Origin of the sequence: Vibrio sp. ECSMB14106, from assembly GCF_000972265.1 — a bacterium.
Classification (GTDB): Bacteria; Pseudomonadota; Gammaproteobacteria; order Enterobacterales; family Vibrionaceae; genus Vibrio; species Vibrio kanaloae.
The window spans coordinates 61,464-78,731 of sequence record NZ_LAUM01000015.1 but is presented as its reverse complement, the minus strand read 5'-3'; the positions used below and the strand labels follow the sequence as shown (position 1 = coordinate 78,731).

Here is a 17,268-nt window from a genome sequence, read left to right as displayed (position 1 = left end):
AAGGTGTATTTAAAAACCTGGGAGGGCACTCAGGCTGAAAATAAATGGGGGCGAGTCTTCGTCCTCGGTCTGATCTTCACCGTCTTGCTGCTAGCTGTGAAGTTGTTTAGCAAAGAGACCATTGTGACCGTTCAGCCTTGGACTTTGAATGAAGAAGCTTGGGTATCACAAAAAAATGCCTCTCAGTCATACAAAGAGGCGTGGGGATGGGCTCTTGGAACGCTGATGGGTAACGTAACTCCCGGCAACGTTAACTTCATCAAAGAACGTATGGAGCCAATTCTAGCACCGACTATTTATCAAGAGTTTATTGATGCACTTGAAATCCAAGCGCAAGAGATTCAAGCAGACCGAATCACTATGCGATTCGAACCTCGTTTCGTCGAATACGAAGAAACGACTGACAAGGTTTTTGTGTATGGGCACTCCTTTGTTAAGGGGGCTGCTTTTGACGCAAAAGAGCAACGTACAGACAGAACATACGAGTTTGAGCTCCGCGTTTCGAACTATATGCCTGTCCTTGATTATATGACCACGTATGAAGGTCGCCCTCGAACGAAGAGTGTTTTAGACAAATTAGAACGTAAAGAAGAGAGCCGGAGAAAGCGTAATGAAGGTTAATTCGATTGTTTTGGCGCTTTCAATTGCGCTTGGTGTTTCAAGTGCAGTGAATGCATCAGATGATGAAATACCAGTTGTTCCTGTCAGTGTTATGAAGAACAACGTTCCAGCCCCCGTAATCCCTGATTCAGTAGCAAAACAAAGAGCTACAACGACTCAGGCCAATAGCTCGAATTTGGCTGGTGGTTACACTGAAAACTCACAACTGGTTATGGAGCCTGGGGTTAATCAGATCATCCCTATTGCTATCGGTCATCCCAACCGAATCGTTACTCCATTTGGTAAGCCGGAAGTGACGTCAACATCCTTACAGCCGGGGCAAAATAAAGGTGAATGTGGGGAAATATGCATCAAAGAGAATGTTATCTATGTGGCTACGGCCAAAGAATACCCAGTAACCATGTTCATTACAGAAAAGGGCTCAGAAGCTCGTGCGCTGAGTTTAACAATGGTTCCTCAAAGAATCCCACCTCGTGAAGTGTTTTTGAAGCTCGACAATAACAGCTTAATACCTGGCATGTTTGCAAACAACAAAGCTAAAAGCTGGGAGCAAAGTCAGCCATATATCGAAACACTTCGAACAGTATTCAGAAAACTGGCTCTTGGTGAAATCCCTAATGGCTACTCCATGAATCGAACTCCAAGCAATGTTCAATTACCTCAGTGTGCGCAACCTGGTATTTCAGTCAATTTTGCTAATGGACAAATGATGATGGGGCATCATTTGACGGTATTTGTAGGTATTGCTCGAAACGTCACAAGTGAACCTCTTGAGTTCAAAGAGCAATCTTGCGGAAACTGGAGCGTTGCTGGTGTGACTTCATGGCCCCATAAGGTTCTTGCTCCAGGTCAGAAAACAGAAGTGTACGTGGCAGTAAAACAGCGCGAGAAAACCGAATCGGCTACTCGTCGTCCTTCACTGTTGAGCGGAGGAATGTAAACGATGATTAATATGAACTGGTGGAATGAGCTCGATCCAAACAAAAAACGCTGGGTTGCTGTTGCTGGTGGTGTTTTCGTTCTGTTTGTGGCTGTGAGTCTTTTTTCTGATGAAGGCACAAGTGACTCCAGCAATAAAAGTCGTAAAGAAACCATCCGTCACGTATTAACTGACAAAGGTACTCGTGAAGCGGGTATGGATGCGTTGGTTGGCAATCTTAAAACAACAAAGGCTGAACAAGAGCAGTTACGTCGTGAGCTGGACAGAGTAAAGCGTGAGTTGGAAGACACAAAATCAAAAGCTGGTGCGTCAGTAGATATTGGCAAAGAGCTTGATAAGTTAAAGCGCGATGTTAAGGAGCTTTCTCAAGAAAATAGAAACTTAGCGCGAGATTTAGAGAGAGCCCAGAAAGACGCTGAAAAGCGTTCAGGGAAGCCAACAGCTGGTGGCGCTGAAACTGGTTCGACAGAGGAACAGGGCGCTCAACAAGCTGGATACACCTCTACCGAAAAGCTTGATTACAAGGACCCTAATGAGTTCTTTAAGAAAGCACCACTACCAGCTAACTCTCACAGCAAACCAACGGGTAAGGAATCGGATAGATCAGGTAAACCTACCGCTCAACCGGGTATTCGAATTGTTAACTACACAGAGTACAACGAAGCAGAAGAGAAAGCGGCAGAAGAGCAGGAGGACAAAGACAACTCTATCTACTTACCAGCGGGTTCAATTCTAACTGGTGTAACGATCACTGGTATGGATGCTCCTACCGCAAAGGGAGCAAGAAAAGACCCTTTCCCAGCAACAATTCGCCTCCAGAAGGAAGCTATTTTACCTAACCGATTCAGAGCTGATGTTCGTGAGTGTTTCTTGATTGTATCCGGTTACGGTGATCTGAGCTCAGAAAGGGCATATCTACGAGGCGAGGTTATTTCCTGTGTTCGTGAAGACGGTGGCGTAATTGAGTCTCGCTTGGACGGATATGCAGTTGGTGAAGATGGAAAAGCTGGTGTACGTGGCCGCTTAGTATCTAAACAAGGTGCAATGATAGCCAAATCTTTGACGGCAGGTTTCTTGAGTGGCTTTGCTCAAGCGCTTGATACAAACCCAGTTCCAGTTATCAACACTAATCCAACAGACACACCTGTATATCAACAAGTGTTCAATGAAAACACTTTGCAGAGTGGTATATCAAAAGGCGCATCAAGTGCGATGGAGAAGGTTGCTCAGTTTTATCTTGATATGGCTGAGGGAATGTTCCCTGTAATAGAGGTCGATGCAGGTCGTCAAATTGACGTAATTATCACCAAGGGACAGCAACTAAAACTTAAATCGCAGGGGACAAAATAATGACGAAAAAAACACAAAAGCCGACCAGAAAGGGCAGTTTCACAGGGGGCTTTCCAATGGTTAAGCCCATAAAATCTACAGTGTCGATGATTTTGGGCAGCGCTTTATTGCTATCAGGCTGTACCTCAATCGGCAGTGATGAGTATAGCTGTTCAGGTATTCCTGATGGTGTTCAGTGTATGTCAGCGCGAGATGTCTATGCGGCGACAAACGATGGCAATATCCCACGCTCAGTAAAGCCTGGAGAAGAGCCTGTTTCTGTTTCAGGAGAGATAGCCAACTCATCATCGACGGGAGATTCAGTGATAGACAATTACGTCACACCGCGCCTCCCGAATCGTCCGGTGCCTATTCGTACTCCAGCACAGGTCATGCGCATATGGGTAGCCCCTTGGGAGGATACCAATGGTGACTTGATTGTGACTGGGTACGTTTACACCGAAATAGAACCGCGCAAGTGGGTAATTGGGGAAGGGACTCAACAAGATGTACCTATGCTCAAACCCTTGCAAACGATAAAACCCAAAGCTAATTCAGAAACTAAATAGGAGAACTTAGCAAAATGAACGTCACATCCACATCAAACAATAAAGTCAACCTTTTGTTCTGGGTGGCGTTGGCTCTGGTGATCAGTTTTATGTTTGCCAATCAAGCCCACGCTGGTACAGGCGGTACAGAATTTGATGATATCTGGACCACCATTACTGACTGGACTCAAGGTACGCTTGGCCGAATCATCGCAGGTGCAATGATCTTGGTAGGCATCGTTGGTGGCATCGCTCGTCAAAGCTTGATGGCATTTGCGATGGGTATCGGCGGCGGTGTCGGCTTGTACAACAGCCCTACCGTTGTTGAATCTATCATGACAGCAACTCTTGAAACTGCTGACAAAGTTGCCCCAGTTGCAATTCAACTAAGCAACGGATTAGGTATGTGATTTCATACCTAATAGTACTTTGTAAGTACTTGATATAACGGGCAGTTGAATATCTCAACTGCCTTTTTTAAGACTGAAAATCAGGAAAACAATCATGGAAATTACAAATAAGGCTAACAATAAAGCCAATCTTCTTTTCTACGTCGGTTTAGTAATGATCGTTGGGCTTATGTTTGCGAATCAAGCTCACGCTGGTACTGGTGGTACAGAGTTCGATGATATTTGGACCACCATCACCGACTGGACTCAAGGTACACTGGGCCGCATTATTGCTGGTTCAATGATTTTGGTAGGTATCGTTGGTGGTATCGCACGTCAAAGTATCATGGCATTCGCAATGGGCATCGGTGGTGGTGTTGGTCTATACAACAGCCCTACGGTTGTAGAAGCGATTATGACCGCTACATTAGAGTCAGCTGAAAAAATTGCTCCAGCAGCTATTCAGATCAGTAACGGCTTAGGGCTATAAGGTCTCAATACTCACTTTAATCCCTCCTTTTAAACTTGGCATTTTTGGTTCCAGTCGTCAGAAAATGCCAAGTGATCTCCCTCCCAGAAAAACGCTTTAAAAACGCTCAAATTGGGCAGTTACACAGTCTGTGTATAGCCGATTACTCCAGTAACCTCCTGTATTGGGTTCTTGTAACCCTATTCAATAGCTATTGGAGAAAACATTATGAATAAGTTCAAGCTAAGGCTACCAGTCTTGCTTGGTGCGATGGCCGCAATTGCTGCGCCATTAGCTCAAGCGGAATTGTTAGAATACAGCTTTAATACACCTGATGGTGCAGAACGCACATTATCTCCAAGCACCGTTTACGCCAACCCAACAGGGAACATAAAGTTCGCGTTGAGTGCAGGGATCGACCGTAAGGTTAAAATCTCTATCGTAAGGCCAGACGGTTCAGTGGTGAATTCGGCTACGAGTCACCTGCTTGGAGGCACAGACCGTATTACAGTTAATGGAAAATCCTACTATGGTGCGGAGTTATCACTAGCCGCTCCAGGAGAGGGAGAGTACTCATTCAAGGCAGAAATTCTCTCTGCTGATGGAGAGTCAGTCCAGTCGGATACTTATCCGATAAACGTTGATATTACAGCACCCGAATACAGTAGTTATGCCTCCAATGGTGGAGGATACGGAACTGTTATTTCGGGTGATGTCTGGAAACTAGGTAGAGAAGGCAGTGGTAATTCAGCTTTTATCCTCAAGGAAGTAGAAGATGAAAGTGGTATCCAAGAAATCCGTTTCAAATTACGTCGAGCAGATGGCAGTATATACCGTGATTCAGTGATTGGTTTCGATGCAGCCTCAAAGCAAGCCAGGATTCCATATGAGTCTATCTTTCCTTCTTCTAATCTGGATGAAGATTTCACCATTTGGTTTGAAGTTACCGATCAGGCTGGTAACACAACTGAAACAAACCGTCAGACAGTTCGATTCGATAACTATGCGGGGGCACCGAGCTCATTGTTTGGGGTATATGACCCAGACTCTAATAGTTCGATAGGCCCTGGGTTGGAAGGTTTTGTTCCATACGAGCCTGGAATGGAGGTTAAAACCAACCCTATACGTGTTGCTTTTCGTGTAGATAGAGATAATTGGCATGAATACCATGAGGGTGGTATTCGAATGACCAATGGTTTGGGGGACAACATAAAAGCTGGTGAGGATGAAAATTATGTATACATAATTGCTTCGGCTCCATTTGGTAACACAAATGGTAACTACTGGCGTTGGGTTAACTTTGGTGAGTATGGTGGTGGTGGTGGTGTTTCATACAACCTTAAATTGGCCCAAGGAGTCGCTGAAAGTCCTAACTTAGCCAGCGTTGAGTATAATTACAGCGATAAAGGTTGGAGTTCTTTTTACCGCTATGATGTAAAAAATCATGAGTTGCCGATTTCTATATCTGGGGTAAAAATTAATGTATCACCGAGACCTTACAAACAGGTAGCGTCTCACAACGGGACATGTGAAATTCCTGCTGGGCAAACTAGCTGTACCATTGACTGGAGCTATACCTTAGCTAAGGGAACAACGGGATATCTTCATGCAAATGCTATTGTTAGAAATGAAGAAAATACGTTGAAGTCAAATCCAAAATGGGCAGAAGTTAACTGGAATGATCAGCACTATCCAAGTTTGACTCATAGCTATGATGAAAACTCTAAGAAGCTAGATGTTTACATCAACCAGCCGGGAAGAGGTTCGTATTTTGACCGATTAAGGTTAGCGGACTCTTGGATAGAAGATCAAGATGGAAACCGTCTATCAGTAAATCGAGTAGGCTATGTCGATAATGGCTCTAATTATACCTACGAATGGGACTTAAAAACTTTACCTGAGGGAGCATTTAACTTATACGCTGTAGCTCAAGAGCGTCATGGTCCTCTAACTAAAGTACCATTATTTCCATTTTCATCTGATAGAACGCCTCCTACGTTAGGTGTTAGTTATGACACAGGGAATGGTAAGCAAATTCAGAGTTTGGACCAAATTGTAGTAACGCTAGAAGACAACATTGATACAAATCCTAGTATCACTTCTATGTCGTTAACTGGGGGGCCAGCAAATGAATCTGTTCAGCTTTCATGGCGTGAAGAGTCAAAAGGACGGTTTAGGTTGGAATACCCTGTGATGTTCCCGTCCTTGCAGGAAGGTGAAAGCTATGCTTTAACGGTGAGAGCTCAGGATAGTCAGGATAATACGGTAGAACAAGAAGTTGAGTTCGAGTATAAACCTCGTGAAATTACGCTTTCAGGCGGATTTAACGGCAATATGGCTATTCCGGCAGTTCCGTATGAGTTTACCTATGCAGACGGTAAGAACATCATCGAAACTGAACCTCTAACGTTAAGTGATGGTTCGGTCGTAACTGGCTCATACGACGTTATGGTGACATTGCGAAGTGATGCTCAAATTCCTTTGGTGGTAAACGGTATTCGAGTTGAACCAGGCCAAACAGCTGACATTATGAAAAACCATAGCTTTGCTTCTACTGGAGGACGATTAAGTATTCCAGTTCGAGCTGTTGATGGTGCAGATGCTGGCACAGCAAGCCTTTTGGTTATGACGACAGCGCCTAACTCTCCAGTTTTGGTAGCCAATATCAAAACATGGAAAGCGAGTGAAAGCTTAACGGCCAATACTTGGGAAGTTCGACAAGTCATCGACAACTTCAATGTCCAAGTCTCTGCCGACTCAGGAGTACCATGTCGCTATTCGACGAACCTGCAAGAAGCTCAATCATCAGATCCTATCAAAGACCCTGTGTGTTTTGTTGAGTGGGAGCAGATTCCAGATGAAGCCGAAGTGGTAAACAGTAATCGAGTTGCTGGTATATCTGGTCAAGCATTGCAGATCGGTGAACAGGATGTCACTTATGGTGTATATCTGTTTAACGGCGAAGATAAGGTAAAAATCGGCGGCGGTAACAGAAAGCTAAATGTGGTCTCTGCTTTGGGTTCAGTAACTTACTTACCAGAGTCAGATATTGCTCAAGTAGACCGTGTTATCCAGAACTTAAATGTTCAGTTACGACAAACCTCAGGTCCAAGCTGTATCCTGACGATGGATGCTGAAAAAGCCAAGCAAGATGAGAGTGGACGTGTATCCGAAGCGGCGCACAGAAGCTGCTTATTTGAGTGGAAAGAAGTTCCAGAAGGGCTGCTACAAGATACTCGATACGACACACCCACACTAATTGGTTCATTGGCAGAAAAAGCAACGGTTCCTTTAAGTTGGCGTGTTAGCATTTTCTCTCGTAGTGGAGCTCGTGTAGCGTTAGCGGATGAGACCTTTAACATCGAGGTTGTTGACCCAGCGGTTCCCCAAGTTGATCTGATGACCGATTATCACTTCAAGGACAACATCTACATCGTTCCTATGACTGGTGATTATTTCGGTGATGTCCAAGTGAATGCGAAGCCATCAGACTTGAGGGTTTCTATCTCTAGGAACAATGAAACACTTGAGTCAGAAGTGCATTCATCCGGTATGGGTACAGCGATGAAGGTGAATCGTCGTATTCGAACAGATGACCGCAAACTGTGGGAAGAAGTAACCTACCAAGTTGACTCTTCATATGAAAAAGTACCTGAAATTAAGAGCACTAAAGAATATCGACTGATTGCAATGCCAAGCAAAGGTATTCGTCCAATGCTGTCAATGGATGGTAATACTGTTCTCGATATCCAAACGCTGAACGTAAAAGTCGATATACGCGATTTGTACCGTGGGAACGACGAATATGATGAAGCAACTATGGGACAGTGGAAGGTTCGTCTGTCTCGTCAGATCTCTCCAGGAGAGATTGAACCAATGTCAGAATGGGTGGATGCAGAAAACGGTTCAGCTGAAATAGCAGTTGAAATGTCGAAAGTAGACTCTAGCTACATTCGATTTACCGCAGAAGCGAAGCTTGTTAGCCCAGTTGAAGGATATGAACGTATCGAGGCATCTCCAAGCCCAATTTTTGCTACGGTTCTTCGTGGTAACAAAATTGATGGTGAGGTTACAACTCGTCGCTTATCCGGTGCAGCTCCTTTCAATGCAGCATTTAAGTTAGGTATTGTTGATAGACTTGATTACCGCTCAGTTGGAGATGTTTACTGGGAAGTGAGTAACGATGATGGTCAGACGTGGACTGAACATGCTACAGAAGAACGTAGAAAGTACAGTTTCGTAGAGAGTTTCGGTGTTGGTAAATATCTAGTTCGAGCTAAAGTTGTAAACGTAAACTCGGGCTTAGAAAAGTACACTGAAAATGTAGAAATTGTTTCGTATGAAGCGCTTGAAGTTGATGTTCCTGGTCCAGATACGCTCTTGGTGGGTAGTTCTTCTGAATACTCAGCGACCATTATGGATGGCGAGAACGCATTTGATGTAAGTAAAACTGTGATTGAGTGGTCAGAAGATGGTGGTAAGACTTACACTACTGCGGCTCCACGTATCACGCTAACCAGAGAAGAACCACAACGAGTTAAGTTAATTGCTCGTGTACGTTCGACGATGGCTCCAGAAGATGATGCGTATGCGTATAGCCAGGCCAAGAAAACCGTAGAGTTTAAAGCTGTTAAAGCTCCGCGTATTCGTATTGATGGACCTCGTTTAGTAGAGAAAGACTTTACTTACAAACTAACCGCAGATACTCGACTGCCTTATCGAGATTTGGATGCCGAAGTTAAAGGTTTCTTCACGCTTCCTGATGGAACCATTATTGAAGGCAACACTGCTGAGTACGTTCCAAATCAAGCAGACTTGGATCAAGCTCGTGTTGAAATCAAATACACAGCATGGATCGACGGTTACAAAGAGTCTTCTACATCGGAAACGGTATACAAAGCTCGCGTATGGCAATATGTCTGGCCTGAGTTTGCACTCAGCTACAGAGCAAATGCAGATGTAGCACCAGCTATTGTTAGCGCTTCTGTCCGTCCTGTTGGATTCCGAGGCAAGCTTGAAGAGCCTACCTACGAATGGAGCTTACCGGAAGGTGCAAAGCTTAAAGATCAACGAGACACGTCTCGCTCTTTTGAAATCACAGAGCCGGGCGAGCACCTTGTGAAGGTCATTGTGCGCGATGCTCGTGGTAACGAAGCAGAAGCTCAGTTAGCGATAACGATAGGTCAAGCTGAAAGCTATAAGGTAGAGTTGGAATACTCAGGCTCGAATAAGTTGGATCGTGAGCCTCTGGATGTTCTGGTTCGTCCATATATTGAAGGTGGACACCCAAGAGACCGAATTAATGTGATGCAGTACACCGTTAATGGAAAGTCTCTTGAGGACACTGGCCGTTATGGACGAATGACGCTTGAAGCGGGAGAGCACACAATTAACTTCCGGATTAAGTCTGATATGGGCAAAGAAGTGGAGAAAGAGTTGAAGATAAAAGTTATCGAAAACCAAGCTCCGGTTTGTTCTATTGATCATAGAGAAAGCACATTCGCATGGCTTGTTTATGCCTCATGTGATGATGTCGATGGTCGCGTGAAAGGATTTGAATGGACGCTTAATGGTGAATCTGTTGCCTCTTCATCACGAAGATTGACGATCAGCAAACGCAGCTATGATGCAATGCCAGAAGTTACTTTGACTGGTATAGATGATGCTGGTGGTCGCAGTGATCCTGTGACTCTTCAATAAAATTATGACTATCTAAACCAAGCCCGGCACTCGCCGGGCTTTTTTGTCTCTCCGCTCTAATTGACCAAACAGGGCAACTACAGATGCAGGCTTGTATCCATATCCCGAATAAACTGCCAACTGATGAAAAAGTAACTGACGGTTAAAGGATAGGTATGTTGAAACAAGCAATAGCACCAGTGCTCATGCTGCTTAGTACTGTAGCAACAGCGAAAGATTTTACTGCTGCTGATGTGCAGAAAGCAGAGGCAAAGATTACTGGAATGGTTGAGTTGCCAATTTATGGCATCAATGCAGTAGAAAGTGACGGTCAAATCGTGTTTTTGTCAGAGAATGGACGCTTTGTTATTTCAGGACAAATCTACGATCTCTGGCAAAAGAAGCCTCTCAGTACGTTGACAGAAATGCGCGATGTCGCTGACCGATTTAGGCTACGTGACATGAATGTCGATATAGATGCGATGAATGTGGCAAAACTTGGGACTGGCCCAAAAGAAGTAGTGGTCTTTGTTGACCCTCAGTGTGGTGCCTGCCACCAGCTAATGGAAGAGGCGAAAGCTCTCAAAGACGAATACACGTTTAAGTTTGTCGTGATACCTATTCTTGGTGATAAGTCAAACCGTTTAGCTCGCGCTCTGTCTTGCATAACTGACCAAGATAAAGCGTTTGAAGCGCTTAGCCAAAGAAAGCTTGGCTCATACCCAACATCATGCAGCAGTAAACGTCATGATCTCACTCTGCTTACCGCACAGTTACTAAATATTCGAGGTGTTCCTTATTTGATTGCACCTGATGGGCGAGTTAATGCTGGCCGACCACAGAATATGGACCTGAAAACATGGCTGGAGAGTGATAAATGAACATTATTACGATAAGAAAAAAGCTCCAAGAAAAGCTTATCCCAGAGCATTTAAGAGCTGCTGGGATTGTACCCGTGCTAGCGTACTCAGAAGATGATTATACCTTCTTGATGGATGACAAAAGTATTGGCTTTGGTTTCTACTGCCATCCTCTGTGCGGGGCTGACGAAAAGATTCAAGAGCGTGTTAATGGTTTTATGAACCAGGAATACCCGGCCAAAACCACCATGCAGTTTATCTTGTTTCGATCTCCTGACTTAAACCATGAAATGTATCGAATGATGGGGTTACGTGATGGTTACAGAGATGATTTGTTGACCTCTTCAATCGAGCAGCGAATGGAGTTCCTGCAAAAACATACGACCGAAAGAATGGTTGCAAAATGTAGAAAAGGAACATTTGATCTTGGTCTAATCCACGACCTAAAACTATTCGTCACCGTAAAAGTGCCCATCAAACATGCCAATGAACCGTCTCAGGAAGAACTAGACTCTCTGGCAAACCTACGGACTAAAGTTGAGTCGTCACTAAGAACGATTGGTGTTCACCCTGTCCCCCTAACTGCTCTCGGTTACATCAGAACAATGAATACCATGCTCAATTGGGGGCCTGAGGCATCATGGCGAACAGATGGTTGCGATTGGGAAACCGACAAGCCCATTTGTGAGCAAATTTTTGATTACGGCACAGACTTGGAAGTTGATAAGAGCGGTCTACGTTTAGGCGATTATCACGTTAAGGTTATGTCTGCGAAGAAAATGCCCGACTCTTTCTATTTCGGTGATGCAATAACCTTTGTTGGGGATCTTAGTGGGGGCAACTCAGCTATTCGTGAAAACTACATGGTCGTGACAAACCTGTTTTTCCCTGAGGTTGAAAACACCAAGAATGCACTTGAAAGAAAACGTCAGTTTACAGTAAACCAAGCATACGGGCCTATGCTGAAATTTGTTCCAGTACTTGCAGACAAGAAGAATGACTTTGATGTTTTGTATGAGTCATTAAAAGAAGGCTCAAAACCTGTCCGTGTAAGTTATTCATTGGTGCTTTTTGCTCCTACAGCTGAACGCGCTCAAGCAGCAGCAACAGCGGCGCGTAACATCTGGCGCGAGAACCGCTTCGAGATGATGGAAGACAAATTTATCTCGTTACCAATGTTTATCAATTGCTTGCCATTCTGTACCGACCGAAAAGCCGTAAAAGATCTGTTTCGTTATAAAACCATGACCACTGAGCAGGCATCAGTTCTATTACCGGTATTTGGCGAGTGGAAAGGGACTGGTACTTTCCACTCTGCATTGATTTCTCGTAACGGACAGCTAATGAGCTTGTCTTTGCATGATAGCGACACGAACAAAAACTTAGTGGTCGCAGCGGAATCTGGATCGGGTAAAAGTTTCCTTACCAACGAATTGATATTCAGTTACTTGTCTGAGGGGGCTCAAGTTTGGGTTATAGACGCAGGTAAGTCATACAAAGACCTGTGTGAACTGCTGAAAGGGGACTTTGTGCATTTCGCCGAAGGCTCCAACATTTGTTTGAACCCATTTGAACTGATCACGAACTGGAAAGAAGAAGAGGATGGTGTTGTCTCTATTGTCAAAGCAATGGCATCAGAGAAAGGTTTGCTCGATGAATTCCAGCTTGCGGGTCTAAAGCAGATCATGAACGAACTTTGGGATGAAAAAGGTCGTGAAATGACAGTGGACCATATTGCTGAGCGATGCCGCGAGTCAGATGAGCAGCGGATTAAGGATGTTGGTCAACAGCTATATGCATTCACATCAAAGGGTAGTTACGGTAGCTACTTCTCTGGTTCGAATAACGTTAACTTCCAAAACCGTTTTACAGTCCTGGAGCTTGATGAGTTACAAGGCCGCAAACATTTACGTCAGGTTGTTTTGCTGCAAATGATTTATCAGATTCAGCAGGAAATGTTCCTCGGTGAACGTAACCGTAAGAAAGTCGTCATCATTGATGAAGCATGGGATCTGCTTAAAGAGGGTGAAGTTAGTACATTTATGGAACACCAATACCGTAAGGCAAGGAAGTACGGTGGAAGTATCGGTATTTGTACTCAGTCGATCAACGACCTGTATGAAAACCCTGTGGGTCGCGCTATTGCTGAGAACTCAGCATCCATGTACCTACTTGGTCAGACAGAAGAGTCAGTAGAATCCGTAAAACGCAGTGGTCGTCTGTCTCTTTCCGAAGGTGGTTTCCACACACTAAAAACTGTCCACACCATTCTAGGTGCTTATTCAGAAATCTTCATTAAATCAAAAGCTGGCATTGGTGTTGGCCGTTTGGTCGTGGGTGATTTCCAAAAACTGCTTTATTCAACAGACCCAGATGACATCCGAGATATCAATAAGTATGTAGATCAGGGCTTAAATATCACTGACGCAATACGTCAAGTAATGCATCAACGTGGCATGGCCGCATAACTAGAAAGGAAAGGATAATGAACTTTAAATCAATTTTAATTGCGGCTTTGTTAGGTGCAGCTGGTGGATTCGGTGGTTCTTATTACTTCATGGTCAAAGAAACCTCTGCGCTTCATGACCGATTAGCGTTAACACCTCCAGTGGTTGTTGTGGATTTCACGAAGATAGCGAGCTCATACCCATCCGGAGCTGATGAAGCCGAGATCGAACAATTGATGATTAAAACAAACAACGCAATATTCAAACTCAAAGAAGCGGGGTACTTGATTATTGATGGTGCCGCTACTTTAGGTGCTCCAGAGGATATTTATTTACCTTCGGAGGTAATACTGGAATGAAGCTTATTGTCAGAAAAGAATCGTGGAAGCGATTTGCTTTAAAGGCTGCAATTGTACTTGCTCTTCTTTGGGTTGCTGGGACGTCCTTTGCGGGACGTTACCGAATCGGTTATGACCCGCAATTAGAGCGGTGTTTACCTAACCATTCTGTCTACCTTATCGACCTAAAAGATAAAGAACTCCATAGAGATGCTATTTACGCCTTTTCTGCAAAGGGTATGGAGCCACTTTATGATGATGGAACAAGGATGTTAAAAGTCCTTTCCGGGATGCCAGGCGATACTGTTGAAGTCAATAAAAACTGGGAAGTTGTAGTGAACGGAGAGGTTAAACAAGTGGGGTTACAACTGGCTAATAAGTTGAATGTTCCTGCTAGTCATTTCTTTGGGAAAGGTGTTCTTCCAGAGAAACATTATTGGTTTCTCGGGGAAAGTATATCGAGTTTTGATTCACGCTATTGGGGAGCTGTAGAAGATGAGCAAATCATTGGCCGCGCATATCCGCTCTTCTAAATTATCTGTATTAGTTGCGGCCCTCATTTCAAGTTCTGTTGTTGCTAGTAATAGCCCTCTAACTAGCGAGGATATGGCTATTATCGAGCAAGGAAGGGAGTTGGCAGAGAAGGCTCGACAAATGGAAGAGCTTCCTGATTGGGCGAAGAATACAAATTTAGATCAAGCTCAGGTAGAGGCGCGTCAGTTTTTCCAACAACTACAAGAATCAGACCCCACGCTGAAAGCAATGGCGGAGAGGCAGGCCGAAAAAAATGTCTATACAGGGCACTCAACTCTTATTTTTGCATCTTACTCATTGGGAAAAGAAGGGCTGAAAGATGTACTTGATACGGCATCAGGTGAAGATGATGTGGTAGTGGTTTTCCGTGGAATTCCGGATGGTATGAGCATTGGTGATGGCATCAAAGCTGTTCAAAAATTAGCAGAGCAAATGGAGCCAGTGCCTAATGTCGTTATCAACTCTGTTTTGTTCCAAAAACATAATGTCACGTCAGTACCAACGATAGTCGTGCTTGAAGAAGAAACTAAGCCTGGACACGATCCCAAAGAACTCGCAAAAGTTACAGGTTTATCGACGCTGGAGTGGATAAGAAAAGAGGTGGATGCTGGTGAGTCTGGCGACTTCGGAGTTCGAGGCCCAGCAGTTGAAATTGCGGAGCAAGACTTTATCGAGAGAGCTAAAGCTCAACTAGCGGGTATTGACTGGGAAGAAAAGAAAGATCAGGCAGTAAAGCGGTTTTGGCATAACCAGCAGTTCAACGAAAGACCACGGGCACCACGATATCGAGAGCGATTGCTTGACCCAAGCATATACCTATCGAAGGACATAAGTACCGCTGAGGGAGTTGTGTTTGCTCGTAAAGGTGAGGTTATAAATCCACTTTGCGCTCACGGCGAAGAGTGTAAGCCGGGGACTCGTCAGTTTACTCAGGCCGTTATCATTTTTGACCCTTTAGATAAAAAGCAAATGGAACTGTTGACTGAACTTGTCCCTAAAGTGCAGCAAGAACGTGGGGTTCAAAGAGTCACATATATTGCTACTCAGTTTGAGCGCGATAGTGGTTGGGATTCATATAAACATGTTACAGACACTGTTGACGCTCCTGTTTATCTGCTTACGCCGGATGTAGTTAATCGCTTCCAAGTCGAGTACACACCAACAGTGATTACGGCTCAAGGGAATAACTTTTTGGTAAGGGAATTTGATGTTAAGGAGGCTGTGGAATGAACCTGATCCCTGCGTTCCAGACGATTACCTCAAATGGTAGCAATACTGTTGGAGCGGAAGTACTCTCTAGATGGCACCATCAAGGTCAAGTCTATGGCCCAGCAGACCACAAAACACCTATTAACTGGGGGATGGTGGATTTGGAGATAATGAAATCTCTGATTCACCTTGTCCCTGTTATCGAAAGGCTTTACCCCAGTATATTTATTAACGTATCGCCACAGACATTGAGCTTTTCAGACATACGAATGAAGTGGTTCAAATTGTTGAAAGAGCTTACAGATAAAGCCTCATTCCAAGTAGTTATTAAAATCACGGAAAAGGTAACACCAGAACAGTTAGATAACGCATGGCCCTTACTTAGTCAGTTTAATGTTGCCTTAGCAATGGATGACTTTGGAGAAGATCATTCATCAGTTAGTCGCCTAACATCTTACTCTTGGCAATTTTGCAAAGTTGAAATAGGACAGTTGAAGGGTTTGGCAGGTAACGCGGCGGTTCAGTATTGTCGTCTTAACAACATAACACCGATTGCAGAACGAGTTGAAAGTGTCGCTCAATCAGAAGTAGCAAAACTTCTGGGATTAGAGTGGCAGCAAGGTTTTTTGCATGGTAAGCCCATTACGTTCGACTTTGAAGTGAACCAATCATTAAAACAAGCACAAGTATCTGAGCCAATCAGAGCTGGAGTTATGTCATGAATAAAATATTGAAAACAATTTTAGTAGTGACCCTATTTACCTTGGCTGGGGCTGCTAAAGCTGATCCAGGATGCCAGAATGCAGAAGTCATTGGCCCTAAGCTTTTTACTGATATCTGTTGGTCATGCATATTTCCAATTCGAGTGGCTGGTGCAACAATTAGTGGTGGTGGTGGCTCATATCCGTCTGATGCGGTTGGGAGTCCTTTGTGTGCTTGCCAAGATAACAATGGGATACCACGACCAGGTGTAACTACATCAATGTGGGAGCCTGCTCGTTTGGTTGAATTTCAACGAGTTCCTGGGTGTTCTTCTGTGCTTAATGGAACTAGATTCCCCTTCGATAGAACGTTCCAGGGACATCATGGAGAAGGTACGATGGACGGTGGTGATGGATCATTTATGCATTATCACTTTTACGCCTTTCCTCTTATGACAATGTTGGAATTGTTCGTGAAGAAGACCTGCAATGCTGATGGTTACTCTGATTTAGATATTATGTATCTGTCCGAGTTAGACCCTACTTGGAATTCTGATGAACTTGCATTTTTTACTAATCCCGAAGCTGCTGCTGTAGCAAACCCTATAGCAGCGGCAGCATGTACAGCTGATGCAGCGGCTGCGAGTATTGGCAAGCCTCTCAAGCAGTTGTTCTGGTGTGCAGGTAGTTGGGGATCAATTTATCCTTTAAGTGGAAACCAAAATGGTGGGAAAGGGGTGATCAAAGACAGTAGTCTACTTGCAACCCGTGTTCTAACAGCTTTGCATCGTCGAGGTTTGTCATGGAAGACTATGGGTTCTGACGCGATGTGTAACGGTGTCATAAGCCCAACATTACCCAAAACACAATACAAATTCACTTTATTGCATCCAGTTGCAGAAACAAATTCTTCGCATGTTATCGGAGAGTCAACGTTAACGTGGGGTATAGGGAAAACAATTCCGGCGATAGGTCAAGATCCTATTTACACGATATGGCGCTGGAATGATTGCTGTAATAACTAAAGCTCCAGAAAAAATCACTAATAACTAGCCCCAATTATGGGGCTTTTTCTTTATATGGAGGGCATGAACTGCGTAGGTAAAGGAACCCAGTGTTGTCCAAAATGGACAGTTCCACAGTCTAAAGAAAAGCGGTCGGGCGACTATCATGGCGGTATATGTTGAGGGGTAATAAGAACGGG

14 protein-coding genes are annotated in these 17,268 nt (G+C 44.2%); all 14 read left to right on the top strand.

Annotated features, from left to right (window positions below):
- Window positions 1-3 precede the first annotated feature (3 nt).
- The 14 genes from WR49_RS12320 to WR49_RS12255 all read left to right on the top strand — a co-directional run bounded on the left by WR49_RS12320 (window position 4) and on the right by WR49_RS12255 (window position 17,089).
- On the top strand, window positions 4-621 hold the full coding sequence (locus WR49_RS12320) for a TraE/TraK family type IV conjugative transfer system protein (protein WP_041154814.1): 618 nt from the start codon (window positions 4-6) through the stop codon (window positions 619-621).
- Window positions 611-1,561: a TraK domain-containing protein gene (locus WR49_RS12315; RefSeq protein ID WP_046224203.1), complete on the top strand. Its 951-nt coding sequence runs from the start codon at window positions 611-613 to the stop codon at window positions 1,559-1,561. The genes WR49_RS12320 and WR49_RS12315 overlap by 11 nt, the downstream gene beginning before the upstream one ends.
- A gap of 3 nt (window positions 1,562-1,564) precedes the next feature.
- Window positions 1,565-2,911: a TraB/VirB10 family protein gene (locus WR49_RS12310; protein ID WP_052715031.1), complete on the top strand. Its 1,347-nt coding sequence runs from the start codon at window positions 1,565-1,567 to the stop codon at window positions 2,909-2,911.
- Entirely contained in the window at window positions 2,911-3,459 is a 549-nt protein-coding gene (gene traV / locus WR49_RS12305) for a type IV conjugative transfer system lipoprotein TraV (protein ID WP_082082770.1), read from the top strand. The genes WR49_RS12310 and traV overlap by 1 nt, the downstream gene beginning before the upstream one ends.
- A gap of 14 nt (window positions 3,460-3,473) precedes the next feature.
- Complete coding sequence (gene traA / locus WR49_RS12300; protein WP_014386714.1) at window positions 3,474-3,848, top strand: TrbC/VirB2 family protein; 375 nt, start codon at window positions 3,474-3,476, stop codon at window positions 3,846-3,848.
- A gap of 94 nt (window positions 3,849-3,942) precedes the next feature.
- A complete protein-coding gene (gene traA, locus WR49_RS12295; RefSeq protein WP_089204935.1) occupies window positions 3,943-4,317 on the top strand; it encodes a TraA family conjugative transfer protein in 375 nt (124 codons plus the stop codon).
- A 207-nt stretch (window positions 4,318-4,524) separates the two neighbouring features.
- Window positions 4,525-9,996, top strand: a complete 5,472-nt coding sequence (locus WR49_RS12290; protein ID WP_046224202.1) for an Ig-like domain-containing protein — start codon at window positions 4,525-4,527, stop codon at window positions 9,994-9,996.
- Window positions 9,997-10,151: 155 nt separating this feature from the next.
- The gene (locus WR49_RS12285; RefSeq protein ID WP_014386716.1) at window positions 10,152-10,856 is read left to right on the top strand and encodes a DsbC family protein; all 705 of its coding nucleotides are present in this window, start codon (window positions 10,152-10,154) and stop codon (window positions 10,854-10,856) included.
- Window positions 10,853-13,303 (top strand): type IV secretion system protein TraC, encoded by a 2,451-nt coding sequence (gene traC / locus WR49_RS12280; RefSeq protein WP_046224201.1) that lies wholly within the window; start codon window positions 10,853-10,855, stop codon window positions 13,301-13,303. Before WR49_RS12285 ends, traC begins: the two co-directional genes overlap by 4 nt.
- Window positions 13,304-13,320: 17 nt before the next feature.
- Window positions 13,321-13,641, top strand: a complete 321-nt coding sequence (locus tag WR49_RS12275) for a hypothetical protein (RefSeq protein ID WP_017085232.1) — start codon at window positions 13,321-13,323, stop codon at window positions 13,639-13,641.
- The gene (locus tag WR49_RS12270) at window positions 13,638-14,153 is read left to right on the top strand and encodes a S26 family signal peptidase (RefSeq protein ID WP_046224200.1); all 516 of its coding nucleotides are present in this window, start codon (window positions 13,638-13,640) and stop codon (window positions 14,151-14,153) included. The genes WR49_RS12275 and WR49_RS12270 overlap by 4 nt, the downstream gene beginning before the upstream one ends.
- Window positions 14,116-15,384, top strand: a complete 1,269-nt coding sequence (locus WR49_RS12265; RefSeq protein ID WP_046224199.1) for a TrbC family F-type conjugative pilus assembly protein — start codon at window positions 14,116-14,118, stop codon at window positions 15,382-15,384. Before WR49_RS12270 ends, WR49_RS12265 begins: the two co-directional genes overlap by 38 nt.
- On the top strand, window positions 15,381-16,085 hold the full coding sequence (locus WR49_RS12260; protein ID WP_046224198.1) for an EAL domain-containing protein: 705 nt from the start codon (window positions 15,381-15,383) through the stop codon (window positions 16,083-16,085). Before WR49_RS12265 ends, WR49_RS12260 begins: the two co-directional genes overlap by 4 nt.
- Window positions 16,082-17,089, top strand: a complete 1,008-nt coding sequence (locus WR49_RS12255; protein ID WP_046224197.1) for a TraU family protein — start codon at window positions 16,082-16,084, stop codon at window positions 17,087-17,089. Before WR49_RS12260 ends, WR49_RS12255 begins: the two co-directional genes overlap by 4 nt.
- Window positions 17,090-17,268: the final 179 nt, after the last annotated feature.